The sequence below is a fragment of the Mesorhizobium sp. SEMIA396 genome (assembly GCF_024518615.1).
In the GTDB taxonomy this organism is placed as follows: Bacteria; Pseudomonadota; Alphaproteobacteria; order Rhizobiales; family Rhizobiaceae; genus Mesorhizobium.
The window spans coordinates 49,979-76,596 of record NZ_JANIFC010000010.1 but is presented as its reverse complement, the minus strand read 5'-3'; the positions used below and the strand labels follow the sequence as shown (position 1 = coordinate 76,596).

At 60.3% G+C, this 26,618-nt stretch carries 34 protein-coding genes; 14 read left to right on the top strand and 20 right to left on the bottom strand.

Annotated elements, in window-relative coordinates:
* Positions 1 to 16: 16 nt before the first annotated feature.
* Entirely contained in the window at positions 17 to 733 is a 717-nt protein-coding gene (locus NP503_RS22955; protein WP_127268848.1) for an SDR family NAD(P)-dependent oxidoreductase, read from the top strand.
* 129 nt (positions 734 to 862) lie between these two features.
* Here NP503_RS22955 and NP503_RS22950 read toward each other — a convergent pair whose 3' ends face one another.
* Complete coding sequence (locus NP503_RS22950; protein WP_127268847.1) at positions 863 to 1,624, bottom strand: GNAT family N-acetyltransferase; 762 nt, start codon at positions 1,622 to 1,624, stop codon at positions 863 to 865.
* A gap of 195 nt (positions 1,625 to 1,819) precedes the next feature.
* Here NP503_RS22950 and NP503_RS22945 point away from each other — a divergent pair, with 195 nt between their 5' ends.
* Complete coding sequence (locus NP503_RS22945; RefSeq protein ID WP_127268846.1) at positions 1,820 to 2,506, top strand: RNA methyltransferase; 687 nt, start codon at positions 1,820 to 1,822, stop codon at positions 2,504 to 2,506.
* Between the two features lie 114 nt (positions 2,507 to 2,620).
* Here the strand turns inward: NP503_RS22945 and NP503_RS22940 are convergent, their stop codons facing one another.
* Positions 2,621 to 3,109, bottom strand: a complete 489-nt coding sequence (locus NP503_RS22940) for a RidA family protein (protein ID WP_127268845.1) — start codon at positions 3,107 to 3,109, stop codon at positions 2,621 to 2,623.
* Positions 3,110 to 3,297: 188 nt separating this feature from the next.
* On the opposite strand from NP503_RS22940, the gene NP503_RS22935 reads away from it, so the two are divergent.
* The 3 genes from NP503_RS22935 to NP503_RS22925 all read left to right on the top strand — a co-directional run bounded on the left by NP503_RS22935 (position 3,298) and on the right by NP503_RS22925 (position 5,261).
* On the top strand, positions 3,298 to 3,984 hold the full coding sequence (locus NP503_RS22935) for a TetR/AcrR family transcriptional regulator (RefSeq protein WP_127268844.1): 687 nt from the start codon (positions 3,298 to 3,300) through the stop codon (positions 3,982 to 3,984).
* Positions 3,985 to 4,117: 133 nt separating this feature from the next.
* On the top strand, positions 4,118 to 4,318 hold the full coding sequence (locus tag NP503_RS22930) for a hypothetical protein (protein ID WP_127268843.1): 201 nt from the start codon (positions 4,118 to 4,120) through the stop codon (positions 4,316 to 4,318).
* On the top strand, positions 4,290 to 5,261 hold the full coding sequence (locus NP503_RS22925; RefSeq protein WP_127268842.1) for an SDR family oxidoreductase: 972 nt from the start codon (positions 4,290 to 4,292) through the stop codon (positions 5,259 to 5,261). Before NP503_RS22930 ends, NP503_RS22925 begins: the two co-directional genes overlap by 29 nt.
* A 250-nt stretch (positions 5,262 to 5,511) precedes the next feature.
* On the opposite strand, the gene NP503_RS22920 is transcribed toward NP503_RS22925, so the two are convergent.
* Positions 5,512 to 6,018 (bottom strand): ferritin-like domain-containing protein, encoded by a 507-nt coding sequence (locus tag NP503_RS22920; protein ID WP_127272261.1) that lies wholly within the window; start codon positions 6,016 to 6,018, stop codon positions 5,512 to 5,514.
* A 228-nt stretch (positions 6,019 to 6,246) separates the two neighbouring features.
* Here NP503_RS22920 and NP503_RS22915 point away from each other — a divergent pair, with 228 nt between their 5' ends.
* Positions 6,247 to 7,956 carry an HAD-IIB family hydrolase gene (locus tag NP503_RS22915; RefSeq protein ID WP_127272262.1) on the top strand — a complete coding sequence of 570 codons (1,710 nt, stop codon included), beginning with the start codon at positions 6,247 to 6,249 and terminating at the stop codon, positions 7,954 to 7,956.
* A 129-nt stretch (positions 7,957 to 8,085) separates the two neighbouring features.
* Here NP503_RS22915 and NP503_RS22910 read toward each other — a convergent pair whose 3' ends face one another.
* From NP503_RS22910 to NP503_RS22900, 3 genes are read right to left on the bottom strand one after another with little or no spacing between them, the layout of a single operon-like run.
* Positions 8,086 to 10,365 carry a xanthine dehydrogenase family protein molybdopterin-binding subunit gene (locus tag NP503_RS22910; protein WP_127267535.1) on the bottom strand — a complete coding sequence of 760 codons (2,280 nt, stop codon included), beginning with the start codon at positions 10,363 to 10,365 and terminating at the stop codon, positions 8,086 to 8,088.
* Positions 10,366 to 10,368: 3 nt separating this feature from the next.
* Positions 10,369 to 11,391, bottom strand: coding sequence for a xanthine dehydrogenase family protein subunit M (locus NP503_RS22905; protein WP_127267536.1), 1,023 nt, complete (start codon positions 11,389 to 11,391; stop codon positions 10,369 to 10,371).
* A 1-nt stretch (position 11,392) separates the two neighbouring features.
* Complete coding sequence (locus NP503_RS22900) at positions 11,393 to 12,010, bottom strand: (2Fe-2S)-binding protein (RefSeq protein WP_127267537.1); 618 nt, start codon at positions 12,008 to 12,010, stop codon at positions 11,393 to 11,395.
* A 165-nt stretch (positions 12,011 to 12,175) separates the two neighbouring features.
* On the opposite strand from NP503_RS22900, the gene NP503_RS22895 reads away from it, so the two are divergent.
* From NP503_RS22895 to NP503_RS22885, 3 genes are all read left to right on the top strand, one after another.
* Complete coding sequence (locus tag NP503_RS22895; protein ID WP_127267538.1) at positions 12,176 to 12,346, top strand: hypothetical protein; 171 nt, start codon at positions 12,176 to 12,178, stop codon at positions 12,344 to 12,346.
* A 170-nt stretch (positions 12,347 to 12,516) separates the two neighbouring features.
* Entirely contained in the window at positions 12,517 to 12,834 is a 318-nt protein-coding gene (locus NP503_RS22890; RefSeq protein ID WP_127267539.1) for a plasmid stabilization protein, read from the top strand.
* A gap of 36 nt (positions 12,835 to 12,870) precedes the next feature.
* Positions 12,871 to 13,314, top strand: a complete 444-nt coding sequence (locus NP503_RS22885; protein ID WP_127267540.1) for a PPC domain-containing DNA-binding protein — start codon at positions 12,871 to 12,873, stop codon at positions 13,312 to 13,314.
* Between the two features lie 22 nt (positions 13,315 to 13,336).
* Here NP503_RS22885 and NP503_RS22880 read toward each other — a convergent pair whose 3' ends face one another.
* Positions 13,337 to 14,611: a DUF763 domain-containing protein gene (locus NP503_RS22880; protein WP_127267541.1), complete on the bottom strand. Its 1,275-nt coding sequence runs from the start codon at positions 14,609 to 14,611 to the stop codon at positions 13,337 to 13,339.
* A 100-nt stretch (positions 14,612 to 14,711) separates the two neighbouring features.
* Positions 14,712 to 15,320 carry a cysteine hydrolase family protein gene (locus NP503_RS22875; protein ID WP_127267549.1) on the bottom strand — a complete coding sequence of 203 codons (609 nt, stop codon included), beginning with the start codon at positions 15,318 to 15,320 and terminating at the stop codon, positions 14,712 to 14,714.
* A gap of 201 nt (positions 15,321 to 15,521) precedes the next feature.
* Between NP503_RS22875 and NP503_RS33415 the strand changes: the two genes are divergently transcribed.
* Together NP503_RS33415 and NP503_RS22870 are read left to right on the top strand one after the other, a co-directional pair.
* The gene (locus NP503_RS33415) at positions 15,522 to 15,917 is read left to right on the top strand and encodes a GFA family protein (RefSeq protein ID WP_127267542.1); all 396 of its coding nucleotides are present in this window, start codon (positions 15,522 to 15,524) and stop codon (positions 15,915 to 15,917) included.
* Positions 15,918 to 15,941: 24 nt separating this feature from the next.
* Complete coding sequence (locus NP503_RS22870) at positions 15,942 to 16,373, top strand: HD domain-containing protein (RefSeq protein ID WP_127267543.1); 432 nt, start codon at positions 15,942 to 15,944, stop codon at positions 16,371 to 16,373.
* 29 nt (positions 16,374 to 16,402) lie between these two features.
* Here NP503_RS22870 and NP503_RS22865 read toward each other — a convergent pair whose 3' ends face one another.
* The 4 genes from NP503_RS22865 to NP503_RS22850 all read right to left on the bottom strand — a co-directional run bounded on the left by NP503_RS22865 (position 16,403) and on the right by NP503_RS22850 (position 18,300).
* Positions 16,403 to 16,813 carry a DUF427 domain-containing protein gene (locus NP503_RS22865; RefSeq protein ID WP_127267544.1) on the bottom strand — a complete coding sequence of 137 codons (411 nt, stop codon included), beginning with the start codon at positions 16,811 to 16,813 and terminating at the stop codon, positions 16,403 to 16,405.
* Between the two features lie 124 nt (positions 16,814 to 16,937).
* Complete coding sequence (locus NP503_RS22860; RefSeq protein WP_127267545.1) at positions 16,938 to 17,834, bottom strand: alpha/beta fold hydrolase; 897 nt, start codon at positions 17,832 to 17,834, stop codon at positions 16,938 to 16,940.
* Positions 17,831 to 18,016, bottom strand: a complete 186-nt coding sequence (locus tag NP503_RS22855; RefSeq protein ID WP_127267546.1) for a hypothetical protein — start codon at positions 18,014 to 18,016, stop codon at positions 17,831 to 17,833. Before NP503_RS22855 ends, NP503_RS22860 begins: the two co-directional genes overlap by 4 nt.
* An 89-nt stretch (positions 18,017 to 18,105) precedes the next feature.
* Positions 18,106 to 18,300, bottom strand: coding sequence for a DUF2934 domain-containing protein (locus tag NP503_RS22850; protein WP_127267550.1), 195 nt, complete (start codon positions 18,298 to 18,300; stop codon positions 18,106 to 18,108).
* 303 nt (positions 18,301 to 18,603) lie between these two features.
* Between NP503_RS22850 and NP503_RS22845 the strand changes: the two genes are divergently transcribed.
* The gene (locus NP503_RS22845; RefSeq protein ID WP_127267547.1) at positions 18,604 to 18,861 is read left to right on the top strand and encodes a hypothetical protein; all 258 of its coding nucleotides are present in this window, start codon (positions 18,604 to 18,606) and stop codon (positions 18,859 to 18,861) included.
* Positions 18,862 to 18,871: 10 nt separating this feature from the next.
* Here NP503_RS22845 and NP503_RS22840 read toward each other — a convergent pair whose 3' ends face one another.
* Together NP503_RS22840 and NP503_RS22835 are read right to left on the bottom strand one after the other, a co-directional pair.
* The gene (locus NP503_RS22840; protein ID WP_127267548.1) at positions 18,872 to 19,108 is read right to left on the bottom strand and encodes a hypothetical protein; all 237 of its coding nucleotides are present in this window, start codon (positions 19,106 to 19,108) and stop codon (positions 18,872 to 18,874) included.
* Between the two features lie 96 nt (positions 19,109 to 19,204).
* Positions 19,205 to 19,657, bottom strand: a complete 453-nt coding sequence (locus NP503_RS22835; protein WP_127272420.1) for a hypothetical protein — start codon at positions 19,655 to 19,657, stop codon at positions 19,205 to 19,207.
* 195 nt (positions 19,658 to 19,852) lie between these two features.
* Between NP503_RS22835 and NP503_RS22830 the strand changes: the two genes are divergently transcribed.
* Positions 19,853 to 20,635, top strand: a complete 783-nt coding sequence (locus NP503_RS22830; RefSeq protein WP_127272419.1) for a DUF1236 domain-containing protein — start codon at positions 19,853 to 19,855, stop codon at positions 20,633 to 20,635.
* Positions 20,636 to 20,761: 126 nt separating this feature from the next.
* On the opposite strand, the gene NP503_RS22825 is transcribed toward NP503_RS22830, so the two are convergent.
* From NP503_RS22825 to NP503_RS22800, 6 genes are all read right to left on the bottom strand, one after another.
* Positions 20,762 to 20,911 carry a DUF3309 family protein gene (locus NP503_RS22825; protein WP_127267413.1) on the bottom strand — a complete coding sequence of 50 codons (150 nt, stop codon included), beginning with the start codon at positions 20,909 to 20,911 and terminating at the stop codon, positions 20,762 to 20,764.
* 160 nt (positions 20,912 to 21,071) lie between these two features.
* Positions 21,072 to 21,689: a flavodoxin family protein gene (locus tag NP503_RS22820; protein ID WP_127267424.1), complete on the bottom strand. Its 618-nt coding sequence runs from the start codon at positions 21,687 to 21,689 to the stop codon at positions 21,072 to 21,074.
* Positions 21,690 to 22,068: 379 nt separating this feature from the next.
* Positions 22,069 to 23,409 carry a sorbosone dehydrogenase family protein gene (locus NP503_RS22815; RefSeq protein ID WP_127267414.1) on the bottom strand — a complete coding sequence of 447 codons (1,341 nt, stop codon included), beginning with the start codon at positions 23,407 to 23,409 and terminating at the stop codon, positions 22,069 to 22,071.
* Complete coding sequence (locus NP503_RS22810) at positions 23,406 to 23,846, bottom strand: DUF2231 domain-containing protein (protein ID WP_127267415.1); 441 nt, start codon at positions 23,844 to 23,846, stop codon at positions 23,406 to 23,408. Before NP503_RS22810 ends, NP503_RS22815 begins: the two co-directional genes overlap by 4 nt.
* 141 nt (positions 23,847 to 23,987) lie before the next feature.
* The gene (locus NP503_RS22805; protein WP_127267416.1) at positions 23,988 to 24,593 is read right to left on the bottom strand and encodes an alpha-ketoglutarate-dependent dioxygenase AlkB; all 606 of its coding nucleotides are present in this window, start codon (positions 24,591 to 24,593) and stop codon (positions 23,988 to 23,990) included.
* Between the two features lie 380 nt (positions 24,594 to 24,973).
* On the bottom strand, positions 24,974 to 25,723 hold the full coding sequence (locus NP503_RS22800) for a Crp/Fnr family transcriptional regulator (RefSeq protein WP_127267417.1): 750 nt from the start codon (positions 25,721 to 25,723) through the stop codon (positions 24,974 to 24,976).
* Positions 25,724 to 26,293: 570 nt separating this feature from the next.
* Here NP503_RS22800 and NP503_RS22795 point away from each other — a divergent pair.
* Positions 26,294 to 26,593, top strand: a complete 300-nt coding sequence (locus tag NP503_RS22795; protein WP_127267419.1) for a PRC-barrel domain-containing protein — start codon at positions 26,294 to 26,296, stop codon at positions 26,591 to 26,593.
* Positions 26,594 to 26,618 lie beyond the last annotated feature (25 nt).

Here is a 26,618-nt window from a genome sequence, read left to right as displayed (position 1 = left end):
AAAGCTACCAACTCTCATGCCCAAACACATTCCGAGCGACCCAGCTCGCACAATCCTCCTCATTGGCGCATCGCGGGGCCTCGGCCATGCCATGGCGGCCGAGTTCCTAAAAAAGGGATGGAATGTCGTCGGCACAGTTCGCGGCGGCGGAACCCGGACCTTGCTGCACGATCTGGCAGACGAGCATGCTGGCCGGGTCGAGATAGAGACCCTGGACATCTGCGAGCCCGACCAGGTTGCGGGCCTGCGCCAACGCCTGACCGGCAAGATGTTCGACATGCTGTTCGTTAACGCCGGAACGACGAACAACGAGACGGATACGGTCGGGCAGGTGACGACCGACGAATTCATCCGGGTCATGCTCACGAACGCGCTGAGCCCGCTGCGCGTGATCGAGAGCCTCGATGACTTTGTCGAGGCGTCCGGGTTGATTGGCGTGATGTCGTCTGGACAGGGCAGCGTCTGCAACAACACGACCGGCATGCGCGAGGTCTACCGCGGCAGCAAGGCCGCCTTGAACCAGTATATGCGCTGCTACGCAGCCCGGCACGCGGGCGAGGCCCGTTCGATGGTCCTGATGGCGCCGGGCTGGGTTCGCACGGAGTTGGGCGGCCCGGGCGCACGGCTCACCATCCAAGAGAGCATTCCCAGCCTTGTGAACGTGCTCCTCGCAAAACGGGGAAACCCCGGCCTGGAATATCTTGACTATCTCGGCCGCACCGTTCCCTGGTGAAATCGCGGGCTGTGATGAAGTTCATCGGCATCGAAGATGTTAAGCTAGGCCAGCTGTTGTAAAAGGAGAGGGCTCTGACCACCGATCAAGCTGAAATCCACTATAAATCAGCATGATGCGAATAAACCCTCATACGGTCTTCCGGCTCCTTGACGCAAATATCAGCAGCGTTCCGATCCGCTCGTAGCCCATCCGGGGATAAAGCAGCGCCCCGGCGTGGGTTGCAGCCAGCGCCGAGTACCTCGACCCACGCGCCCGATCGTCGTGCAACATTCTCGACATCAAAGCCTGGCCAATGCCGCGACGCCGGTGCGACGGCTCGACATACATGCTCGAACACCATGTGGCTCCCAGGGCATCAAGGCTGCGTACGCGCCCAACGATATCGGCGCCATCGACTGCCACATACTGACGGAATGGCGCGCTGTCGCCGAGCAAATCGTCTGGGATCGGCTGCCTGCGGATGATCTTTCCCAACTGCGCCGCCCGTTCGGCTGTCTGCACGCGTTCGATCGAAGCAACCGCCGGCGGGCTGGGAATGCGGCGCAATCGGTGGACGAAAAAGCCTTCGGTCCGAAGCAGCCGGTAGCCGAGAGCTTTGTAGGCAGTTCGTGTCGGCCCGTCCGGATCCTCGTGCGCGATCATAACGGAAATGGCAAAGCCCGGCCGTGCATGCTGCCGCACGATGGCATCGGCCTGTTGAGCGGCGACGTCATGGACGACCCATTCTTCGCCGCGGTAGTCGCGAGGATTCTTGCGCTCGGCGTCGCGCATCAGCCACAACGGCCCAACACGGCGGGCCACGTAAGGAAAGGTGCGGCTTCTGTCGGCACTGAAGCCATGCACGAACACTTCGATCGCCGCTTCGATCCCGCTGTTTGCCATCTTCATTTCGACAGCCTAGGGTTGGCTATCCGCTCAAGGCAATACGCCACGAGCGCTCAAGCCTATGAGAATCAGCGGCAATTTACAGTTCCTGGCCCATGCGTCAGTTCCATAATCTATCTTATGCGACTTCCTGATGTGGCGGCGATAGAGTCGCCACGGGCCTTGGATTCAGATGCGCCTCTGGTAAGAACCTCTCTCATGGAAACCCTTGAGGCTCAGAAACCCAGAGTATCGGTTCGCAAGCGTGCGGCTGCGGTCAAATCGTTTCGCTGCAAGAACTTGGTAGCCGTTGTCGAAGATCCGAATGATATCAGGAACATCGGAACGGTAATTCGAAACGCAAATGCCCTCGGCGTTGAAAGAGTCTATATCGTCGATCCACGCAAAGCACTTCCTGATGACTGGCAGCAAATGCGCCAACGGAAATCGCTTTCGGAAACGTCTGTATCAGCCGTCAAATGGACGTTTGTGAAACGATTCGACAGCACTGACGCCTGCCTCAGCCATCTGGAAAAACATGGCTTTGTGTCCGTCGTCACGTCGCCGCATATAATGGGAAAGACCAGCGTTTTCCTGCACGAGGGCGATTATACCCAGCACACCAAACTCGCTGTCTGGTTCGGCAATGAGAAACGGGGCATCAGCACCCTTGCGGTCGAGCGCAGCGAGATGTGCGTAGCAATTCCAATGTTCGGGATGATCGAGAGCCTAAACCTCGGAACCAGTTCGGGTATCGTACTCTACGAAATCGCGAAACAGCGACGCGAGTATCAGAGCAAATACCGCCGCGGTAGCCGGAAGGGAAAACGCGCTGAGCCACTACCTACTGTAATGCGTCGGGAAATTGGCGGCTTTGCTTCGAGCGAAACCGAAGGACAGACCTGAGCTGACGCGAAGCTCAACCGACCGTTGGCCGGCTCTACTTCCGTATAATGGCTCCGGATGTGCGGCTGTCGGCGGCGCGCTCGACCCGTTTCAGTTTGTGGGGCGATCTCGCCCCTACTCCAGAATGACCACGGCTTCCACCTCGAAAAGCATGGGGTCGATTGCAAGCTTGGGAACGGGAACCAGTGTCTGCGCCGGCAGCGCCTCGCCGAACATGTCCTTGACGTTCCTGGTCAACACATCGAGCTTGGACATGTCGTGGTCGACCACGAAGACCGTGAGCTTCGCCACCTGATCCGGCCTGGCGCCGATGCCCTCGAGCGCCGCATGCAAATTTGCGTAGGCCTGCTTAACCTGGACGGCGAAATCGGGTGACAAGGCTCCTGTGCTGTCTTGGCCGCCCTGCCCGGAGATGTAGGCAATCCGAGCTCCGCGCGGTGCGATCACGTCGGTGCTGTAGCCATTCGGCGACGGGTCGTAGAGCGTCTGTGGATTGACGATGGTCAGCTTGAGGTCGTTCCCAGTCGCTGTAGCCGCAGCGGAAACTGCCATGGTCATGATAATTAGCCCTCCGGTAAGCAGATGCTTGATTGCGCGTGACATGATTTCTCCTGGCTCTGCTGACTGCGAATAACGCACTCGCGGCCGGCATGAACTTTAACCAGATCGCCCATACGATGAATCGTGCGATGTACGAGTCATCGTATGGTACGTCGTACTAGTCAAGCGATCAGCGTCGACATTCCTGACGGTGCCTGCCAAAATCGACGTTCGGCCAGCAAGGAAGACAGATGGCAGCCAAACCCCGCAGTGCCAGCAAACGATCGCAACGGACAAAGCTTCCACCTATGCAGGAAGCGAGCAGCGAGCCGCCGCTGTCTCGAGAGCGTATCGTGGCGATCGCGGTGGAACTGCTGGACGCCCAGGGCATAGACGGAGTGACAATGCGTCGGCTGGCCGATCGCCTCGGCTCGGGTGTGATGAGCCTATACTGGCACGTCGACAACAAGGAGGATGTCTTTGATCTAGCACTCGATTCGGTGCTCGAATATCGCGCATCGCCCGAAACAGGTGAGTCTCCGGACTGGCGCGGAGACGTCGTTCATATGCTCGAAAGCTGGCGCGCCAGAATGTTGCGCCATCCTTGGTCGGCATCGCTGTTGCCGCGACGGGCGCTTGGCCCGAACATCCTCAGTCGCCTGGAAATGCTGAGCAAGACCTTGTCGAGAGCCGGTGTTGCGGACGCGGATCTCAACGCCGCGATTTGGTCGCTCTGGAACTATGTGATGGGCGCCACCCTCACCCGGGCAAGCTTCGACCTCTCGGAAGAAGACAGAGCAGCCGCACAGCCGCGTCTTACACATCTCAGCGAACACTACCCGACAATCGAACGCTCTCGTCTGCTGTTGGACAACGATTGGGACGGCACTTTCCGAAAAGGCCTGGACTTCCTGCTCGATGGCCTCTCGCCAAGATAGATTCCGACGGCTACGCTTGGAGCAGACCGGATGGCGCTGCTTTGCGCACGCCAGTTTGACGCAATAGCTTCCCCAATCCACATCATCACATTTGGCTCGCTGCCAAGGCGGCACAGGCAACGGGCAAGCCCGGATGCTCGATCCCATCGGCGGCGGTGGCTGGCGCGGCTGCATTGCAGCTGAATTGGTGCAACTGGCGATGTCGTTGTTACGCATTGCCAAACGCTGGCCGGAATCTCTCGATCTTTTGCGCAAACCTTTTTGCCTGACATGCGTTGTTTCCTCTCCAAGCCAAGGAGACGATCATGCAGATGAAGTCGGAAATAGCCGGTGAAGCGGCCAAGCAGCGCCATATCCAACGTGGCGTCGATGCCAAGGACAAATCGAAAGGCGATGGGAAGCAGCAAGGCGCCATGCAGGCTGGCGCCCGTGAATATCCCGAGCCCCCCTTCCCCGAGCAACATCAGCCCAAACCGGGGCACGAATGGGCACTAGAGCCGGAGCCTTTGTATGATGCGCCGTACTATCTCGGATCGAAAAAACTCGACCAAAAGGTAGCACTCATCACGGGCGGCGATTCCGGCATCGGCCGCTCGGTGGCGGTGTTGTTCGCCCGCGAGGGCGCCGACGTCGCGATCGTCTATCTGGCCGAGGACAAGGATGCTGAAGAGACCAAATCAGCGGTGGAAAAGGAGGGACGACGCTGCATCCTGGTCAAGGCCGATGTCAGCGAACGCAGCCACTGCCACAAGGCGGTCATGGAGACCGTTGAAAAATTCGGCCGCATCGACGTGCTGGTCAACAACGCCGCGTTCCAAATTCATTCCAGCGATTTCGGCGAGCTGACCGAAGAACATTTCGACACGACGCTGAAGACCAATCTTTACGGCTATTTTCATATGGCGCAGGAATCGGTGCCGCACATGAAACCCGGTTCGGCGATCATCAACACCGGTTCGGTAACCGGTATCGACGGTTCAAAACAACTGGTCGACTATTCGATGACCAAGGGCGGCATCCATGCCTTCACGCGGGCCTTGTCGGGAAATCTCATCGGCAAGGGCATAAGGGTGAATGCGGTCGCACCGGGGCCGGTGTGGACGCCGCTCAATCCGTCGGACAAGGAAGCCGACGACGTCTCGAAATTCGGCGCGGACACGCCAATGAAACGACCCGCGCAACCGGAAGAACTCGCGCCGGCCTATGTGTTCCTCGCTTCGCCGCACTGCTCGAGCTACATCACCGGCGAGATCTTGCCGGTCGTCGGAGGGTACTGAGGATGGCCGAAACGAAATCCGTAACCAAGGAGTAGGATGGATGGGCCGTCTACTTTTCATGGTGGCGCTCGCTTGCGTAGCGTACCGCATCTACACGGAAACAGCAGGATCTGCTCGGCATGTGCCGCAGGATGACGATGAGGCGCTGCGCCAGCAATCAGCGGCCTTGGGCGTCGACCCGTCTCGCTGACGGAGTGGAAACCTGCCGGCAATCCGGCCGGCCGAGTTACCAGCCGGCCGGATCGCAGCCTTATTCGGCTGCCTGCAGGTTGATCTTGCTTTCCGCCATTTCGGTGAGCTTGCGATCGGTCGCCTGTTCTTCCCTGAGGTTCTTGGTCAGCACATTGGCGCAGTCCGTGCGGCCAAGTTGCTTGGCCCAGGCGATGAGCGTGCCGTAGCGGGTCATCTCATAGTGTTCGACGGCCTGCGCCGAAGCAATCAGCGCCGCATCGAGAACCTCCTTGTCATCGACGTCACCGCTCACATCGTCGGCCTCCTCGAGAATGCCGTCGATTGCCGGACAGTTGACCTCCTTGGCCTTGACGCCATGCAACTCAAACACCTCTTCGACGCGCTCGATATGGCCTCTCGTCTGATCGAGGTGTTTTTCAAATCCGGCTTTCAATTGCGGGTCGGTTGCCTTGTCGATCATCTTCGGCAGCGCCTTCTCGATCTGCTTTTCGGCGTAATAGATGTCGCGCAGCGTGTGCACGAAGAGATCGTCGAGTGTCTTGATGTCCTTCGAAAAGAAGCCCATGGCCTTACCTTTCATTGCGCTTGGTGTGGATTTCGGCGACGGGGTTTGCACGCCGCCAGCAAAGACCGGGACGGTTCCCGGCTTGTCTGGTCAACGTACCGGCACCGAAGGAGTTCCTGATTTCCGAGGGCGAACCGCCCTTCTCCAGACCTGCGATCCGGTCGGTGGGGAGCCTTTGTCTCAATCGCACGTTCTAGCCGGGTAACCGGAACGAGAAGGGTCGGCGGAATGTATTTCATTGCATTGGCGGCAGACTATGACGGCACGCTGGCTCATGATGGGATCGTCGCCAAGAAGACGCTCGCCGCGCTTGAGCGGTTCAAGAAAAGCGGCCGCAAGCTGGTTCTCGTCACCGGGCGTGAACTGCCCGATCTCAAGCGCGTCTTTCCCGAGCTTAGCCTCTTCGACAAGGTCGTCGCTGAGAATGGCGCGATGATCTACACGCCGGCAAGCGAGGAAGAACGGGTGATCGCCCCATCGCCCGAGCCCAAATTCGTCGCCAGATTGAAGCGGCAGGGCGTCAAGCCGCTTTCGGTCGGGCGATCGATCGTCGCGACTTGGGAACCCCATCAGGCGACCGTGCTCGATATCATCAAGAAGATGGGTCTCGAACTGGAAATCATCTTCAACAAGGGCGCGGTGATGATCCTGCCGAGCGGCATCAACAAAGCCACCGGGCTCGCTGCGGCCCTTCAGGACCTTCGACTTTCGCCGCACAACGTCGTCGGCGTCGGCGATGCCGAGAACGACCACGCGTTCCTGCAGGCCTGTGGCTGCAGCGCCGCCGTCGACAATGCAATTCCGGCGGTCAAGGATACAGCCGACCTGGTCATGCGTGGCGCCCGCGGCAAGGGCGTGGAGCAATTAATCGCAAAGCTGATAAAGCGTGATCACGCGATAGTGCCGAAGCGCCATGACGGCATCGTTCTTGGATCGTCTGGCGGCGATGATGTCTACCTGTCGCCGAGCGACACGATCCTCATTGCCGGGAGTTCCGGCATTGGCAAATCCACCTTGGCCACCGCGCTGACGGAACGCTTCGTCGAAAGTGGTTTTCAGTTCTGCGTCTTCGATCCCGAAGGCGACTATGACGGCCTCGAAGGCGCCGTTCGCCTGGGCGACGGCTCAAGCGCGCCGACAAAGGCGCAGGTGCTGGATCTGATCGCCAAGGCCGACAGCAACATTGTCGTCAATGGATTGGCCCTGCGCGTCGACGAGAGGCCGGATTTCTTTGCCGACCTGCTGCCTGGCCTGAGCAGTTTCCGCCGGCGCACCGCGAGACCGCACTGGCTCGTCATCGATGAAGCGCACCATCTTCTGCCCAAGCGGCGCGACGATACGCGGGCGGTCCTGTCATTGGAATTGCCGGGCACAATCCTGATCACCGTTCACCCCGAGGCGATCTCGACAGACGCCTTGCGCCTTGTCACAGCCATCATTGCGCTTGGCCCCAAGGCGAAGGACGTGGTGAAGGTCTTCTGCAAGGAAACTGGCATTGAGCCGCCAAAGGACATTCCAACGCCCAAAGGCGCGCGCGTGCTGTTCTGGCGGCCGCAGTCGGGCAAGAAAGTCAAGACGGTCAAGGTGGTTGAACCACGTCAGTCACTCAAGCGGCACAGCCGGAAATATGCCGAAGGCCAGCTCGACGAAGCCGGCAGCTTCTATTTCCATGGCCCTGACAATGCGATGAACCTCAGGGCTCACAATCTGATGATCTTCGCTCAGATCGCCGAGGGGATAGACGACAAGACCTGGGAGTTTCATTTGCGCACCGGCGACTATTCCAAATGGTTCCGACATCAGATCAGGGACAAGGACCTGGCGCGCGAAACCGCCGAGGCGGAAGAGGACAAGACCCTGTCGGCGCAGGATAGTCGCAAGCGGGTGCTTGACGCTGTACGCCGCCGTTACACGGCTCCGGCCACAGCCCCGGAGTGACACTCGAGAGCCAAGGCGATTAAGCTATCGCTGCATGCGAAAACTTTTTCAGTCGGACAACGCCGCCACCGCGACAATTTCGATGACGATGTCGGCTTGTGAAGCCCCTCCTCTCAGAGCTCTTGACCCTCAGCCTATCAAATCATCTATTCTGATCGGCAGATCGCGAATGCGCTTGCCGGTGGCATGATAGACGGCACTCGCCACGGCGGCAGCCGTTCCGACATTGCCGAGTTCGCCCAAGCCCTTGACGCCGGCAGGATTGACCTGGTGGTCGACTTCGGGGACTAGGATAACGTCGACCTGTTTGATGTCGGCGTTGACCGGCACGAGATAGTCCTGCAGGTCGCGATTGACGTAGCGCGCGTGTCGCTGATCGATTTCCGTGGCCTCGTGCAACGCCTGGCCGATGCCCCAGATCATGCCACCCATCAACTGGCTGCGCGCGGTGCGCGTGTTCATGATGCGCCCGGCAGCGAAGGCTCCGACAATGCGTGGCACCCGGATTTCGCGTGTATAGCTGTTGATGCGCACTTCGACGAACTCGGCGCCAAAGGCATATTTGACCGAATCTTCGTCGTTCTCTCCACCATGAAACTCCGATTGTCCGGCATAGAGTTTGCTGAGGGCTTCAGGCGAAGAACCCTTCGGCGCAAACTCGGCATATTCTTCGATGGCGCCGACCTGCATGGCCTTGAACACATCGGCCAGCTTGGCGGACTTGCCGGTCTCGGCAACGACCTCTTCGTCCTTCAAATCCAGCTTCGCATTGGCCGAACCTGCCAGCGGAGCCCCCTTGCCCGCAGCGGCGGCAAACAGTTTTTCGCGTATCGCGTCGCAGGCTTTCATGACTGCGGAGCAGACGCTGGCGGTCGAGATCGATCCGCCTGACACCGGAGCCGGCGGCAAGGCACTGTCGCCCATCTCGACGCTGATCTTGTCCATGCCAACCCCCAGCCTTTCGGCCGCCATCTGGCCGGCGATGGTGCGAACGCCGGTGCCGATTTCATGCGAGCCGCACTGGACCCGAACCTCGCCATCGGCGGTGAGACGAACCCGGGCCGCGCAAGGCGCGGCGGCTGTCGGATAGATTGCCGTCGCACAGCCCATCCCGACCAGCCAATCGCCGTCGCGCATCGAGCCGACCGTGGGATCGCGTTTCGACCAGCCAAAGGCCTCGGACGCCTGGTCATAGCACTTGATGAGTGAGCGGCTGGAAAATGGCTTGCCTCCGATCGGCTCCTTCTCCGGTTCATTGATGCGACGAAACTCGACAGGATCCATGCCGAGGGCCACGGCCATTTCGTCCATGGCGTTTTCCAGCGCGTAGACATAAGGCGTCTCCGGCGGCGATCGCATGTAGCCAGGAGTGTTGCGGTCGGCATGAACCAGCGAAACATGCGTCAGAACGGAGCCGTAATTGTACATGCGCGCGGTGGCTGACGTGCCGCCGACGACATAAGGGTCAGGGCGTGACGTCACCTCCCAGGCCTCATGTCCGAACGCCGTGATGCGGCCGTCCTTGCCGGCGCCCATGCGGATCCGATGCCGCGTTTCGGCTCGATAGGTCTGCGTACCGAAGGCTTGCATGCGATTGACGACGCAGCGAACCGGCCGGCCGATGCGCCGCGCCGCGACGGCAACGATCGCAGTGCGTGCCGTCATCGGCCCCTTGGAGCCGAAGGCGCCGCCGATATAGGGACTGACGATCCGCACATTGGCCGGATCGAGCTTCAATTGGCGTGCCAGTTCCACCTTCCAGCCCGTAACATTCTGGCTGGGCTCGTGGATCGTCAACTGGTCGCCCTGCCATATGGCTGTGGTCGAAAACAGCTCGATCGGATTATGATGCTGGGTCGGCGTCGAATACTTTTCGTCGATCTTCACCGTCGCATCCGCCCAGGCGGCGTCGAAGTCACCGGCCTTCGCATCCTCCTTGAACATCGGGCTTTTGCCGGCAGCCGGTTCCATCTTCACGCCCTTGGAATCAAAGCTGGCGCTGGGCCGTTCGTCCTCGTAGTCGGCGCGGATCAACATCGCTGCCTCCTCCGCCGCCTCGAAGCTTTCGGCGACCACCAGAGCGATGATCTGACCATCGTGAAAAACCGTCTTGTCGTGCAAAGGCCCAATCGAACTTGCGCCGGTGTTGCCGAATTTCGGCATGTCGGTCTTGTCCAGATCGCCATAAGTGACGATGTCCAGCACACCGGGTACGGCCCTGGCGTCTTTCGTGTGAAGTTCGGAAACCTTGCCCCGCGCAATGCTGCTGGTGGCAAGGGCACCGTGGGCGACGTTGGCGGTGACGATGTCGGCGGGATAGCCGGCCTGTCCGGTAACTTTTAGCCGGGCGTCAATGCGAACAACGGGATCGCCCTGGTTTTCCCTTGGAGCGGGTGCAGCTTGGTTCATGGCTCAGCCCTTCATATCCCGGGTTTCGAGCAGCGCCCGCACCAGCGTGCGCTTGCCGAGCGGTATCTTGAATGCGTTATGCTCGCGCGGTCTGGCATCGGCGAAAGCAGCCTCTGCGGCCTCCTGCGCCGTGGCTTCGTCAAGCACTTTGCCCTGTAGCGTGTCCTCTGCTTCGCGCGCACGCCACGGCACCGTCGCCAGTCCGCCGAGCGCAATGCGCGCACTCCTTACCGTCTCGCCATCCATGTCGAGCGCGACAGCCGCGGACGCCAGCGCAAACGCGTAGGATTCGCGATCGCGTATCTTCAGATAGCGCGACCGGCTGGCCCACCGTGCGAGCGGCACTTCGATGGCGGTAATAAGCTCGTCGGCGGCCAGATCCGTCTCGATGTCGGGCGTCTCGCCCGGCCGTCTATGCAGCTTGGCAAAAATGAGCGTGCGCCTTCCCCGCGAACCTTCGACATCGACGGTGGCGTCCAGCGCAACCAGCGCCTGCGCGAAATCACCATGATACGTGGCAATGCAGGCATCGCTCGTACCCAGCACGGCATGCTGGCGATTGGACCCTTCCATCGCAGCGCAGCCGGAGCCCGGTTCGCGCTTGTTGCACGGCCAAGATATCTCTCGAAAATACTCGCAGCGCGTACGTTGCAGCACATTGCCGCCCAGGCTCGCCATGTTGCGAAGCTGACCGCTGGCAGCGAATTTCAGGCTGTCGGCGAGGACCGGGCAACGGCGCCTGACATCATTGTTGTCGGCTGCTTCACCCATACGGACCAGCGCACCAAACCGGATCTTATCATCGTCTATCCTGATCTGCCGCAAGGCCGGCTCGGCAAGAGAGTTGAGGTCGAGCAGTCGCTCCGGCCGCGCGACACCGAGCTTCATGTAGTCGGCCAGATTGGTGCCGCCGGCGATGAACTGCGTGTCGGCACCGGTTGGCGGAACATGCACGGTATCGGGACGGGACGCCATGGCGATTGCCGCGGAGACGCTGGTTGGTCTTTCATATACGAATGGGTGCATCCTAAGCCCTCCTGGTCTCGTCGCGTGCCTGGACGATCGCGGCAACGATGTTGGGATAGGCCGCGCAGCGACATAGATTGCCGCTCATATATTCGCGAATATCGTCTTCCGACCCAGCATGGCCTTCGTTGATGCAACCGATGGCGGACATGATCTGACCCGGTGTGCAATAGCCGCATTGAAAGGCATCGTGGTCGACGAAGGCCTGCTGGACCGGATGCAATTCCCCTTCCGCCGAAGCCAGGCCTTCCACCGTTGTGATCTCTCGGCCCTGGTTCATGACGGCAAAGCTCAGGCAGGACAGTACCCGCTTTCCGTCGATCAGCACCGTGCAGGCACCACACTGACCGTGATCGCAACCTTTCTTGGTGCCGGTCAGGCCGACATGGTCGCGCAGCGCGTCAAGCAGGCTGGTTCGATTGTCGAGCGCGAGGTTGTAGGTCTGCTTGTTGATACGCATCGAAACCGCCGACAAATCGCGCGGTTCGGCCGGTTTTGCGGACGCGGGCTGGGCAGCTCTCGTCGGGGAATTTACAAGCGGCATCACCGCCGCCGCCGAAACAGAGGCCGTCATGAACATGCGTCTGCTCAGGCCACTGGAAGTCTTGGCATCGGACATGGCTGGCTCCGGGCTGGCTGGGTCTCAAGCGGCCCAAACCACTCGCGGAGGGCAAAGTTCCCTCCTCACGAGCCTGTGATCCTTTTTTCTGTCGGCGGGATCGACGCAATCGGAACCTCCCCGGTCAAGCGATGGTTGTGTGCCAACAGCGGGAAGGAGGCGATCATGAGCGATGGTCGGCATGGCAAGGACCGTGACAATGGACCCGTATTCTCTGCGGATCAGGCGAGACAAGGCGATATCATCCTGCGAACGCGCACGCGTCGGGTCGTCTTCATAGCCGGCTTGGTCGGCGTCGTGATCCTGGCCCTCGTCGTGAGGTTGGCAATCGGCTGAACCAATCCCCCTCGCCTTGCTGCTGCACTCTCCCCGGCCCGAAAGGCGCTAGCTTGCGCGGCGCGGCGGTGTTTGGCCATGCATCGCGATGCGCCATTGGCTACGCGACTTCTGTTGGAACCAGCGCGTCGAGTCGACGTTCAGCCCTTATTCAACAGGAGGAACAGGCCGTGCCACGAGGCGAGAAATCGAAATACACTGACAAGCAGGAGCGCAAAGCCGACCACATTGCCGAAGGCTATGAGAAGCGCGGGGTTTCCGACAAGGAGGCAGAGCGGCGCGCATGGGCTACCGTCAACAAGGACGATGGCGGCGGCAAGAAGGAAGGCGGTTCCGGCCGCGGCAAACACACGGGCCATCCAGCGGCGCACAAAGGCGGCAAAAGCGGCGGCAAGGCATCGGCATCACGGTCTGCCGCAAGCCGATCGGAATCGGCAAAGAAAGCTGCGGCGACCCGCAAGCGCAATGCGGAACACCGCGCACATTGATATGAGGCCGGCACTGAATGCGGCGGGAGCACAGGGATGAAATCGCAGCTCGTCAATGAGATCGGCGGACAACGAACATTCGTCGTGGTGCTCGACCCAGGCGAAGAAGCGTTCGCGGCACTGACCGCCTTCGCGGTCGACCAGGAGATCGGCAGCGCGTCCTTGACCGCCATAGGGGCTTTCGAGAAAGCCACGGTGGGCTGGTTCGATCCGGCCTCGAAGACCTACCGCAAGATCCCTGTCGACGAACAGTGCGAGGTTCTGAGCGCGATCGGCGATGTCGCACTGGGTGACGACGATAAGCCCAGCCTGCACGTCCATGCGGTCCTTGGATCGAGTGACGGCACCACTCGGGGTGGACATCTGCTTGACGGCATCGTTCGGCCAACGCTCGAAATCACCCTGGTGGAAGCACCCGGTCATCTACGTCGCAGCAAGCGTCCGGAGCTCGGTGTCGCACTCATCGATCTTGACGATTGATCTCCAGCCCCTCCACCCGTGCTCACGCTTTCTCGTTCCGCTCAGTTGATGCTGTGTCCGGCGGCGCTTCCCAGCCAAACACGCTGCGCCCGCCAAGCAGATGCGACTGGTCGAATTCTCCCGCGACAATTTCCTTCAGGCTGGGGCCGGTCACGTATCGTTCGACTTGCCGCGACTGATCGTCGAGCCGCCTCAAGGCACCGATTTCTTCATCGCGACCGAGCTTTGCCTTCTGCACGGCCGACTTCAGAACCCCGATCGTCTCGTCATAGACCTTCAGCGGTACCGGAAATGGATGCCTGTCCTTGCCGCCATGCGCCAGCGAGAAGCGGCCGGGATCGGAAAACCGGCAAGGCGCGCCATGCACCACCTCGGCAACGAGGGCCAGCGCGCGCACCGTACGCGCGCCGACGCCGGGGACCAGAAGGAGCTCGGCGAAATCGGTGGGACCGCGGTTCGCGGCGGCTGCGATATTGCCGTGAAGACGATGCATGACGACATCGCTTTCGCGAACATCATGGTGGGCCGGCATGACCAAATGCGGCAGCAGCGGCTGCTCCGGTTCTTGCCGGCGCGTCGGCTCCGCGCAACGCTCCAATGCTGCAAGCTCGCCCAGGATGCGATCGGGTCCGAGGTCTTGCAAAAGGTTCAGTTGCCCTTGGCGCGACGCGTCGGCGCGCCTGTCGGTCAGGTTGACGATCTCACCTTGATGGACGCCCTCGATGGCGGCATGCGGCTGCTCGACAAAACTCTTGAGGCCCTCGGAGAGCCAATGGTAGCGGCGCGCCACCTTGCTGTCACCGTTCATGCCTTGCTGCACCACGACCCAGCGACCGTCATCGGTGACGATGAAACCATGCAGGTAAAGATCGAAACCGTCCTGGACCGCGGCGCTGTCGACTTTGGCGACAAGCCGGCTGACGGTGGCAAGGCCCGCCCCGTCGAAGCCGACGCGTTGGCCGATGGCCTCCAGCTCATGCGGGGTTTTGCGCGAATGCGCGCCGCGACCACCGCAGACATGAATGCCGAGCTCGCCGGAGAGCGGCGTGAGGCCACGCTTCAAAGCGCCCACGACGCTGGTCGTGATCCCCGACGAGTGCCAATCCATGCCCATGACAGCACCAAAGGACTGGAACCAGAATGGATGCGCCAGCCGCCGCAGCAGCTCGTCTCGACCATAGTGATGAATGATCGCCTCGCACATCACAGCGCCAAGACGCGTCATGCGGTCGCCGAGCCATTTCGGCACGCGCCCGCCATGGAGTGGAAGGTCAGCACTTCCCGATCGTTGCGTCACGTCTGCTACCTGTTCTGGTGTCCGTCATTCTCTTAACAGATAGGCAGCCCAACCGCGCAAGGAAGCATGGACACTTCCACCCGGGCCGGGTTAGCGGACGTCAAGTCCAGTTCGAGAGAACCGTTTCCATCTCAACCGTCTCGACCTGCTGCGCGAAACGTTGGTGGTAAACGGTCAGCAGTGCATCATGGGTTGCGTCAGAAGAACTGCACAGCGCGTCCGTGACGAGAACCACGCGATAGCCGAAATCGATGGCCCCGAGCACGGTGGCGAGAACGCAAACATCTGTTTCGCCACCGGTAATGACCAGCGTATCGATGCCGCGCTCCACCAGAAGGGCTCTGAGGCGCCCTTCGAACCAGGGCGAATAGATGTGCTTGTCGATGATCGCCGCTGGCGGGCAGTAGCCGGCTAAAGACGGCAACAGTTCGGTCATTTCGGGCCCGATCGTCTCGATCGTCAGGGAAGCCCAGCGCTCATAATAGCGCTTCCATGTGCCGACGCCCTGCCCCGGCTTTTCGGCTGGCAGGAAGCGTGTAAAGACCGTCTGTGGCGCGCGTCTTTCGACCAGCCTCTCGATCTGCGGGAGAACCCGGGTGATCCAGGGCGTTGCCCATTGAGACGGCTCGGCAAACAGCCGCTGCATATCCACGCAGACATGCATGCATCGATCGCCGAGAGGTCCGTATGCCAGCCCCGGCATCGACATCAGCGCTTCTCCGACCGACGATGCATTTCCCTGTTTCCTCACTTTGTCGGCAAAGACACGCAACGCCGCGCGCAAGCACTGGTTCCTGAAATAGCCACAGGAACCGACGCAAATGGCTGGCGTTTCCGCTGAGATGAATGGAGGTGCTCGCATGAGACCGCGCGAGAGGCGTTGGAGCCGCAAGTCAGCCGGGGCGCCAAAATGGAACTAAGCGGAGGATGTCTCTGCGGCACGATCCGCTTCCGCGTTGGAAGCGAACCGAGAGTGCATTATTGCCATTGTGATATGTGCCGGCGAACGACCGGCAGTGCCTTCGCAGTTGTGGCCTGGGTGCCTTCCCAAAGCGTGACCTGGACCAATGCGACGCCGGCCTATCGCAGATCTTCACCGATTGCCCGGAGGGGCTTCTGCTCCGCCTGCGGATCGCCGCTCAGCCTTGCCTATGACGCATCGCCCGGAGAGATCGCGTTGCATGTCGGAACGTTCGACGATCCGGCTCGCCTGGAGCCGCGCTACAATTATGGATCGAGGCAGCGACTTGGCTGGGTTTGCTGCGGAATAGACCTGCCGCACCACGATACCGAGGAGCGATGGTGAAACCATGTCTGAAGGGCAAGCCAGATGAGCATGTTTTACCGGGCGGCCAAGATTGCCGAAGAGGTCCACGCAGCACAGCGCGACAAGACCGGGCGACCGTATATCGAGCACTGCCGCCGGGTCGTCGACGCGGTCGAAACCACGGACCAGAAGGTCGTCGCCTATCTCCATGACGTCGTGGAAAAGGGCGAAGGCTGGAACCGGACCAGGTTGGACGAGGCCGGTTTTGGCCCGACGATCGCTTCGGCCGTCGACGCCATGTCGCGCAGGGATGGCGAGGACTACTTCGCGTTCGTGCGACGAGCGGCATCGAATCCATTGGCGCTGCCGGTGAAGCGCGCGGATCTGGCGGACAATATCTGGCAAGCCCGACAGGTCGGGGCATCGACTGTCAAATATGAGGAGGCACTACGCATCCTTGATGACGAGTTTCCGCGCCGTCAGCACCAGCCTTGAATCAACTCGCCCCGCTGCGAACGGGCAATCTACTCCGGGACGTGGGGCGTGTGCCGTCTGTCCTCCGCGGGCTCAGCATCGATGCGCGCCTTTTCCGGATCGAATGCACCATGACGTGCAATGGGCCGCGCCGCGGTTTCAGGCGTCTCGTATGCCCACATGAAATCGTCAGCCGAGCTGCCCACCGCATGGACGCGCCAGTAGCTCGCGGTGCCTTTCGAAGGGGAGCGGCTGGTGGTGTTCGTCTTTTCGAAAAGGTCGAAATAGATGTCTTCGAAAGGGATGTAGAACACGGGCTCATGTCCTTCTTCCTGAAGCACTTTCGCCCGTTCCGTAGCAGCGACTATGGCGTCGGAAAATCGTACCGTCACCGTGCCGACAAACGGTACTATGGCCAGCTGGCCAGCATGGTGTGCTGAGATTGCGTCTGAAGCTTGCATTCAAATTCTCCCTGGCTGCCGATTGATTGCGAGGCCGCATTTCGGTTCGTCATGCATGGAGACGAAATGCGCGGCGATGCGTCAGGTTCCGGCCTCTACTATGAGGTCGGATGACGACCCCACTTCAGCGTTTGCCATGGCTGTCGAGAAACGCAGCCAACAATCGCGAAACCTGATCAGAAGCCTCACGCGTCGGGAAGTGTCCGATGCCATCCAGCACCACCCGCCTGTAGAACGCGGTGAAATGCTCTTCGAGCCCCTCTGAGGACTGGGCAAACACAACGCGGTCGGCGCCACCATGAAGCGTCAGGATCGGCACCGTGATGATCTTGACCGCTGCTTGCCGGCGGGCGAGTTCGGCATAGCGGGGATCGGGCTCGGCCTCTTCCCATCGGACCCGATAGGAATGCAACGTCACATCCGCCCAGTCAGGATTTTCGAACGAACTCGCGACACCATCGAAAATAGCGTCGTCGAACCAGCCTGATGGACCCCAGCTGTCCCACTGGTATCTGGCGAATTCCTTGCCGTTGTTTCGTACGAACTCGGCGCCCCGTGCCGTCGCCATGAACCATTGATACCAAAATGCTTTCGCTTGTCCGGGCGCCGGCGTTGCTGGTTTGCCTGGTTGCCAGCCGAGCGACAGCGCAGCACAGCACTTGATGCGGTCCGGGAAAACCGACGCGAGCAGATAGGATATCCGGGCGCCCCAATCGTGTCCGACGACTGCAAAGCGGCTGAGGCCAAGCGCATCGGCAAAATCCAGCACATCCTGCGCCATCGCGGCAATCTCGCCCGAGCGCATGATTTCTTTTGACAGGAACGATGTCGGCCCGAAGCCCCGCAACCAAGGCGAAAACGTCCGGAAGCCAGCTTCATGAAGGACCGGCGAAATCCGAGCGTATGTCGTCGCGTCGTCGGGCCAGCCATGCAGCAGGATAACCGGGGCGCCGTCCTGCGGTCCACCATCGAGATAGGCGACGCGCAGCAGAGGTGTGTCGCAATGTGAGACGGAGTTCATTGGCTCTGAGGCGCAATAGCTGGCTTATCATCACCAGTCGCGGACTCTGGCCTGGCGGCCTGGTCAACCTGTGGGTTCTTGTTGATGGGGCCGGTGTTGGCTTTCATCGGCTCGATATTGTTGTCGCAGGCGCCGAGCGTAAGGCCAGCGGCCAGGATCAGGAGTGAAAAGAACCTCTTCATCGAAACCTCCTCTGGTTGCTGTCCGGCAAACGAGGTTCCACCAATTTGGTTGCCTGATCGTCCTCTCAAGACGCCACGGCATCTGACGATCAACGCTTCAAGCTATTGGAATCGGCTGCAACTGTCGGATCAGGCAAAACCGGGCCACGTTCAGTCTCCGAACCCTCAGCCTCGATCTCCTGCACGGCCTGGTCCCAGTGCTCCTGCTCGCGGCCAGCCGGCCGGCCCTCTTGTTCCCAGATTTCATGGGCTCGCCGTTTGATCTTTTCTTCCCTGCTGTCCATGGCCAGATCCTCCAATTCGTCAGTCTCAATTCCGGGCCATATTTTTTGTTCCTCCTCTGTCGGGAACAGCCGCTGCCGGAGCCGCGATTTCGGGGAAGGCGCTTGTGGATTGCGTGGGACGAAACCGCTTGGTAATTTTCGTACTGATATTTTTTCGTGACACACCGATGCCCGCAGCTTTATGAATCTGGCTATCGGCCAGCGCCGAGCACGTCCCTCTCCGATCCCACTGCCCGGCGCTCAATGCCTGATCGCCCGCCGCACCGATATGGCGGGCTGTTGCTTCGATTGGAGGTGACGCCCATGCGGGAATTGCCGAAAGACATCGACGCTGATGTGGTCATCGAAATCAGCAAGCTGCTGGACGACAGCCCGCTTTTCGTCCCGGTACGGGTTCATGAACTTGCGGCCAGGGTGAGGCAGAGGGTGAAGACCGGTCTGCCGGATCTTTCGATCGAAGAACTGATCGTGGAGATGGCCTCCGTACGTCAGCTGGCCATGGCCTTCGATCTGCCTGGATCGGAGAATGTCGTGCAAATCCCGGTGCGGTATAGCCGCTAGCACTGCGGCATCACACGCTCCATCCGGAGGTCAGGACAAGCGATGCCTCAAACATCTGCGCACCGACCTCATCGCGTACTTTGACGGTTACCTTGACGAAATCGCAGTCGGGCATTTCGTCTTGGGCAACATCCTGCAAAATACGAATTGCTTCCGCTCTGGCTTGTTCCCGGGATTCGAACAGCTGCCCGTTATCATCGGGTATCGCGCCGTCACCGTTTTGAAGATCGAAATAATACCGCTTCATTTTCGGGCCACGCTGGAAACATCTGGCGGGTCAATGATTTCGGTTCATTGGTGGTTCCTGCACGCTCGGCGGCCGTGCTGGTGAAGACGTGGTCGTTCAACGCACCGCAGCGCGAAGCGCCGATAGGAAAAGCACAAGCAACGCCAAGGCGTTGAGGCCGGCGGCGATGGCATGCGAATACTCCCATTGCCGCCGCAGCAGCTCCCAGTTTTCAGGCAGGACAGTCCAGTTCCGGGTCGCCTGATTGATTGGATAGGTCAGCGTCCAGAAGGCAAATTGCGTGGCGCCGATGCTGAGAAAGGCGACAACAACCAAGCCGAAAGATGCACTCGCTCGGTAGAGCAGGATCGCCAGGGCGGCCGTAGAGAGCAATGCTCCCAGCACTACGATGCCGAACAGGCTCCATCCATCATAGGCGCGTTGCGCAGCCAGATAGTTCGGCCCGTCGAGCTTCATCTTGTTGAACATCGTGAAGAAATGCGCGGCGGCCGGAACGAAAGCCAATACAACGAAAATGAAGCTGACCACTCTCAGACTATAAATTGCCATATCCGGTCTCCTCTCAGGAGAGAGCTAGGGCAATCGGCAGAGTTGAAAAGGTCGTTTTAGCGGCGGCTTTCGCCCGCGATCGTATGATCTCAAGCGAGGTCGTTTTTTAGCCCTCACTCAACTATCTCGGAACATTTTTTTTGGGTGCTGGTTCTACGCACTGAAGGGACGAATCTTACCCAGGGAGATTTCCCCATGAAACATGTTCTCATTACCAGCATGCTGGCGATCGGGCTCGGCTGTGGAACGGCGATGGCTCAGACACAACAGCCCGAAAGCCAGTCTGGCGCAGACGCCAATTGCGCTTCCGGGCAAGCTGGCTGCCAGAATGGTTCCAAGATGGGCGAGCAGGCTCAGGACAAGACCAAGCTGAAGACTGACGAGCAGGCACAGGGCAAGGCCGGCACCACCACCGACCAGCAGGCTCAGGACAAGACCAAGCTGAAGACCGACGAGCAGGCTCAGGGCAAGGCCGGCACAACCGATCAGCAGGCCCAGGACAAGACCAAGCTGAAGACTGACGAGCAGGCTCAGGGCAAGGCCGGCACCACCACCGACCAGCAGGCTCAGGACAAGGCCAAGATGCAAACCGACGAGCAGGCTCAAGGCAAGGCCGGCACCACCACCGACCAGCAGGCTCAGGACAAGACCAAGACGCAAACCGACGAGCAGGTCCAGGGCAAGGCCTCGACGCAGGATACGACGTCGACCGGTTCCATCAACAACGTGACGGTGGAGCAGAAAACCGAAGTCACCCAGATCATCCGGGAGACGAAAGTGGAGCCTGTGTCCAACGTCGATTTTGACATCACCGTCGGCGTCGAAGTTCCGCGGCAAAAGGTCAGGCTGCATCGTTTGCCGGCTCGTATCGTCAAGATCGTTCCCGCTTACGAAAGCTACGAGTATTTCGTGCTTGCGGACGGCCGGATCGTGATCGTTGATCCGGATACGTTCAAGATCGTCCTGATTTTGACCTGATATGTCCGAGCAGTGGTCCGCCCTCCAGAGGGCGGACCGCCATTGCTGGGCTGCTATGGATTCAAAGCAACCCGCAAAAGGGACTGCAAGCGGCAGGTGATACACCCTGCCACCGCATCGCGAGGGCTAGAGACGCCCGAGCACGACCAGGATAATGACTATAAGCAGCAGAAGACCGAGGCCGCCGCCGCCGTAATAGCCGGTGCCGTAGAATGGCCCGCCGCCAAGCCCACTAAAACCGCCAAGCAATGCAATGATCAGAATGATGATAAGAATTGTGCCGAGACCCGTGACTTGCTCTCCTGTTTGCGGCTTCGCGCCTTAGAGGGAGCGGCGGTCGCCGGCTGATGTGATTATGAACTCGCTACAAGCCTTCCTGTTCCCGACTGAGACCGCATCGACGCTGCCAGGTTCAAGGATGTCAGGCGAACAAAGGTCACCCCGAGACGCCCAAGTAGCCCCGGTCTTTCAGCAATCCAGCGAGATGGGCGGCGTTTGATGCTGCCATTTCGATCGCACCCGAGACCTTTTCCGGAGTCGCCGGCAGATCGACATAGTTAACCTCCTGCATGGCCTCGCCGACCCAGTAGACCCCGCCATTGGCCGGGATGGTGAAGCCAACATCGTTCAGTGCCTGAAAGCATTCCGCCTGGCAGTGATGCGCACCGTCCTCATTGCCGACGATGGCCACCAAGGCCACCTTTCCTGCTGCCGGCATGCGCCCTTTGTCATCGGTCTCCTCGAGAAACGCATCCATCCGCTCCAGGACGCGCTTGGCCACACTCGAGGGCTGGCCAAGCCAGATCGGGAGGCCGAGTACGAAAATGTCGGCCGCCAGTATTTTTTCTCTGAGTTTCGGCCAATCGTCGCCCTCGCCCATGTCGGAGAGCACGCCGGGCTTGATATCGTGACTGAGCGCACGCACGATCTCGCCCTTCACCTCGTATTGCATCAGCGCCGCCAGGACATCGGCGAGCAACCGATCGGTGGAGGATTTTTCCCTGTCGTTCGAAGCTTTGAGCGAGCAATTGAGTGCGAAGGCCGTAAGCGGCATCTGGATCTCCCTGCATTGTCCTAATTGCAAATCGCCGCGACGACGTCGCGACAGCCCATTCGCCCGTTGCGGGAGCGCCCGGCATTTAACGCCAGGGTTGAATGCTTGTTCCGCCAAGCGGACCAACAGGCCGGGGGCGAGACGGCCCCCTCCTCCCACTTGGTGACGGTCCAGCCGGCTCACAGGGGCACTGACCACTACTGGAGGACAGACAGCGATGAGCGATTCCGACGCAGGCTGTCTGGCGCAAAGAACCTGCAAGGTCACATGATCGCCAACTGCGGCGAATTCCTGCCGATCGAGGCACCGGCAGAATTCGTCAAGGCGCTGGCGGAATTTGCACCGAGATAGGTGAAGCGATCCGCGTTTATGCAGGTGCCTACTGGCTCGCGGAAGTTACGCGCCAGACCGTGTTTCCGACATCGTCGGCGATCAGCAACGCGCCCGATTTGTCGACGGCAACACCGACCGGCCGCCCGTGCGCCTTGTTGTCCTTGTCGAGGAAACCGGTGACGACATCCTGCGGCTTGCCGTCTGGATGACCGTCCTTGAACGGCACGAAAACGACCTTGTAGCCGTTGAAGCTCTTGCGGTTCCAGCTGCCATGCTCGCCAACAAAGGCGCCGTTGCGATACAGGTCCGGCAGGTTGGTTCCAGTGTAGAACGCCAAGCCCAGAGGTGCGACGTGGGAACTCAAGGCATAATCGGGAGGGATCGCCTTGGCGACCAGGTCCGGCCGCTGCGGCATCACGCGCGGGTCGACATGCTGACCATAGTAGCTGTACGGCCAACCATAGAACGCGCCGTCCTTGACCGAGGTCATGTAGTCGGGAACCAGGTTAGGACCGAGCTCGTCGCGCTCGTTGATAACAGCCCACAGCGCGCCGCTCTGCGGCTCCCAGCTCAGTCCGTTGGGGTTGCGCAGGCCGCTCGCGAAAACACGATAACGGCCAGTGGCCCTGTCGACTTCCCAGATGGCGGCCCGGTCCTTTTCCGCCTGGATGCCGTTCTCGGTGATGTTGCTGTTGGATCCGATGCCGACATAAAGCAGAGACCCGTCGCGGCTGGCCACGAGAGACTTTGTCCAGTGGTGATCGATAGGCCCGCCGGGCAACGGCGTCAGCACGGTGCCCGGGGCGGTGATCTTGGTGTCGCCCGACGTGTAGGGGTACCGCACGATGGCGTCGGTGTTGGCGACGTAGAGATCGTTGCCGACCAGCGCCACACCAAAGGGCGAATTGAGATGATCGAGAAAAACCTCCTGGACATCGGGCACACCATCGCCGTTGGTATCGCGCAGCAGAGTGATACGGTTGCTTCCTTCGGTGCCGCCGCCCGACGTCGCCATGGACTCGATCCAGCCCATGACCAGGTCTTTCGGCCGCTTGATCGCTGCACCGGGCGGCGCCACGGATTCGACCACCAGAACGTCACCATTCGGCAATGTGTAAAGCGAGCGCGGATGCTTCAAGCCCTTGGCGAAGGCCTGGATTTGCAAACCCTTGGCGACCGTCGGCCTTTCCTCCTGTTTCCAACCGATGACCGACGCGACATGCATCGGCGGCACCAGATACTGGATCGGTTCAGGCAGCGTCGGGTTCGCTCCGACCTGATCGGTGGGATCCGGTTCGTTGTCGCTGCATGCGGGCAGCACCAAAATCGATCCGCACAGCAGACCGAGGCTGGCGATACGCGGGATATGTCTGGCGGAGACATTCATTCGACCACCTCCACCTGAGTGCGGCCGGAACTCCATCCCAGCAGGCCCACCAAGAGAATAACGATCACGGCGGCGGCGGACAGGATGAGCCCCGTCGGCACGACCGAGGTCCAGGCATCCCGGCTGTGCACCAGTGCGTTGAAGAGCGACATGACGAGCACGATGAGGCTGCCGAGGAGATATGGCCATACGCGCCCGGCTTCACCGGAAAGCCGGTCGGTAAACAAATCGACCAGTGCTGCAAGAACCGCGAGCACGCCTACAAGCAGGCCGGCAAGCAGCAGCCAGGCGGAGAAATCGGCCCACATCATTTCAGCGCTTTGCCAATAGGCAGCGTCGGTCAGCAATGTGCCGACGAAACACGCATTTGCGACTGCCATCGGCGTTTTATGCAACGGACGCCTGGCGGCCACCAATACGGATCGGGCACGGGCCATGGACATTCTCCACCTTTGAAGCTGTACCTGTCCTCCAAACCAACTTGTGGTTAGGAGGTTCCCGGAACCGTTTGCGTTCAAGAACTCGTGATGGCGCTGGCGATGTCTCAGAACGGCTCGGCGTCCGATCCTCCTGCGGAGTTAGCGCAATGTCCGCAAGGTGATCGAGTATCGATGCAGGTCAACTGGCGGAATGCTGTGCTCCCATTCAGTGCGCGATCGTCCAGTCATGAGATACGCCGACCTTGGTTCGACGACGATGGTCCGGCGATCCCACTTGGCGCCATTCTTCCGCCGGAGCCGGAAGCTGCAAGGCGCCAGCAACGAAACACCCGCAACGTCTTCGAAATGAGGCTTGTCTCGATGCCAGCCGATGCCGGCGCCGGGCCGGTATTCATTGATCAACACTTGCGCGAAGGCCTCGGCGGGCTTGCCTGCCAACGCCGCGATCTGGTCGCGCAGGGCCAACAGGAAGTCAGGGATCGGCGGGGCCTCGACTACCTGGCGCCTATCGTAGTCGTAGCGCAGGCCAAAACCCACGACGCGCCGGTTTGCCAGATGGCCATGGAAATCGAACGCCTCGAAAGGCAGGCCTTCGAGATGCCGGGCGAGTTCGGTTTCTTCTTGCGCGGTGATAAGATCAGGCTGGTAGAGGAAGCCTTCCGGCAGGTCGTCGGCAGCACCAAAGAGATCGTGCTGGAGCCCGGATGAGCCGGAGCCGAGTGTTTTCGATTTGGGTGCCGCCATCCCAGCTAGATGGTGAAGGCCAGCCCGCCTGGCAATATCGGAACCGAGCCAGCATCTGCACCCCACCCTGTGGACATCACCGCATCAAAGCCTGCCAATCCGGAGATTATCGGGGTGACGGTATTCTACTCAGGATTTCGCGGGCATGCCTTGAATGCGACCGAGGGAGGTTGCATGCATGTACGTACGGTTCTTACCAAACCGCGAGCCTTCGTTGCCAGTTGCTTGTCAGCAACTAGATTGGCAACGCGGCATCCCCAAAAAATGCCGCGGTGGCCGACGCGGGTTTAGGCAACGGTGTCTCACCGGCACCATCGCGTCGGCCACTTGAAATGGTCCTTGGCGGCTCAGTGGCGGAGAAGCCTCTGTTGGCCCAGCGCTCAAGCGCGAGGCCGTTCCTGCCTCGCGGGATGATGCGAGCCCAAATCTCCGATTAGCCGGCGATACTGGGTTTCAGGTGGACCATAAGAATCTCGCGCCAACTTTATGAGACCATCTCGATCGCGGATCGTGATCTCTCCGCGGCGCGCTCGGATATAGCCGTAACTCTCGATCATCTGCAGACCGACGGTAACCCCCGGACGCCTGACACCAAGCATGATGGACAGAAACTCATGGGTTATCATAAGTCTGTCGCCGACAGTGCGGTCGCTGCACATCAAAAGCCATCTCGCCAGCCGGACTTCCAGGCTCTGCCGTGCGTTGATCGAAGCCGTATAGCTTGTCTGAACATGAAAATATTGGACATAGCGCAACAGGAACGACCGCAACGTAGGACTGTTCTCCAGGGCTTCGACGAATGGGGCAGCCTCTATCCGGAGCGCCTCGCATGTCGACTGGACGTAACAATCAAAGTTCGCCTGGTCGTCCCCCATGATCAGGGCCGAACCCGTCATTCCTTCGAACCCGATGATTCCGACTTCCGCTTCGGTCGCTGGCGCAGTCCGCGCCACCACCGAGGCCAGTCCGCTTTCCAGAAAATAGACGGCTTCGATCTTCTGCCCCGCATTCTCCAGTGGCGCGCGCACCTCCAGGAAAACGCTCGCCAGATGCGGCCTTAGCCGCGCGAGATCGTCCGCGCTCATGCGGCGAAGCAATTCGCTCTTGGCTTGCAGTATCTGGTAATCCACGAGACTCTTTTCCCTTGGGCAAGAGCACTGGGATCTCTTAGCCGGCCGCGTCCGTCTAACGAGCGGACGGTAACGAACCATAGACCTCGTCTCGCGCAGCACTAGACGAGCCGGCGCGTTGGTATGAAACCGACAGTTACTGCTGAAAACTCGAAGGCCTTGTTGGCTGACCATCTTTCGCCAGCAAACGAGCCTCCCGCAGGATAGAGGCGCGATCGAACTCTTGGAGAAATATGATTTCGCGTATCTGCTGTTCAGTGGCGCCTGTATCCCGCGCCAGCGCGGTTATCGCGTCTACTGGCAGACCGGGGTGCTCGGGCGCCTTTGCCATGCAACGCCATGCCTCGCGATGGGCAAGAGCGGTGGTCACTCCCAAGCGTCAGCGCCCAATTGTGCTGCTGACGATTTCCTTTTGTACGCTTCCGTACAGAGCTTTGCGAGTCAATTCGGGCCCGAGGCTGATTTGAGGGTTCTTGCGTCCTTGCGTCGTCCGTCCGTCGCCCCGAAATTCTTCGGAACGTTTGCTCGGCTGAGAGGTTCAAATACTCCACCCAACAGGAGTCTCGAACGATGGATCACACCAACCGCGTACGCCTCACAAGCACCGAACTGACACCAGACATTCTCGAAGACGCCACGATTTACGACGCGGACGACAACAAGGTCGGCAGCGTTTCGCACGTCCACGGCTCTGGAGCCGCCAGTCAGGTCGTCATCGATGTCGGCGGCTTTCTCGGCATAGGTGCCAAGCCGGTGGCCGTTCCCGCGAGCCAGTTGGAATTCATGCGCGATGAAGACGGCGACGTTCACGCGGTGACGAACTGGACCAAGGATCAGCTCAAGAGCATGCCCGAGCATCACGATGCATGATTTCGAGGACTTCACCTTGAACGGG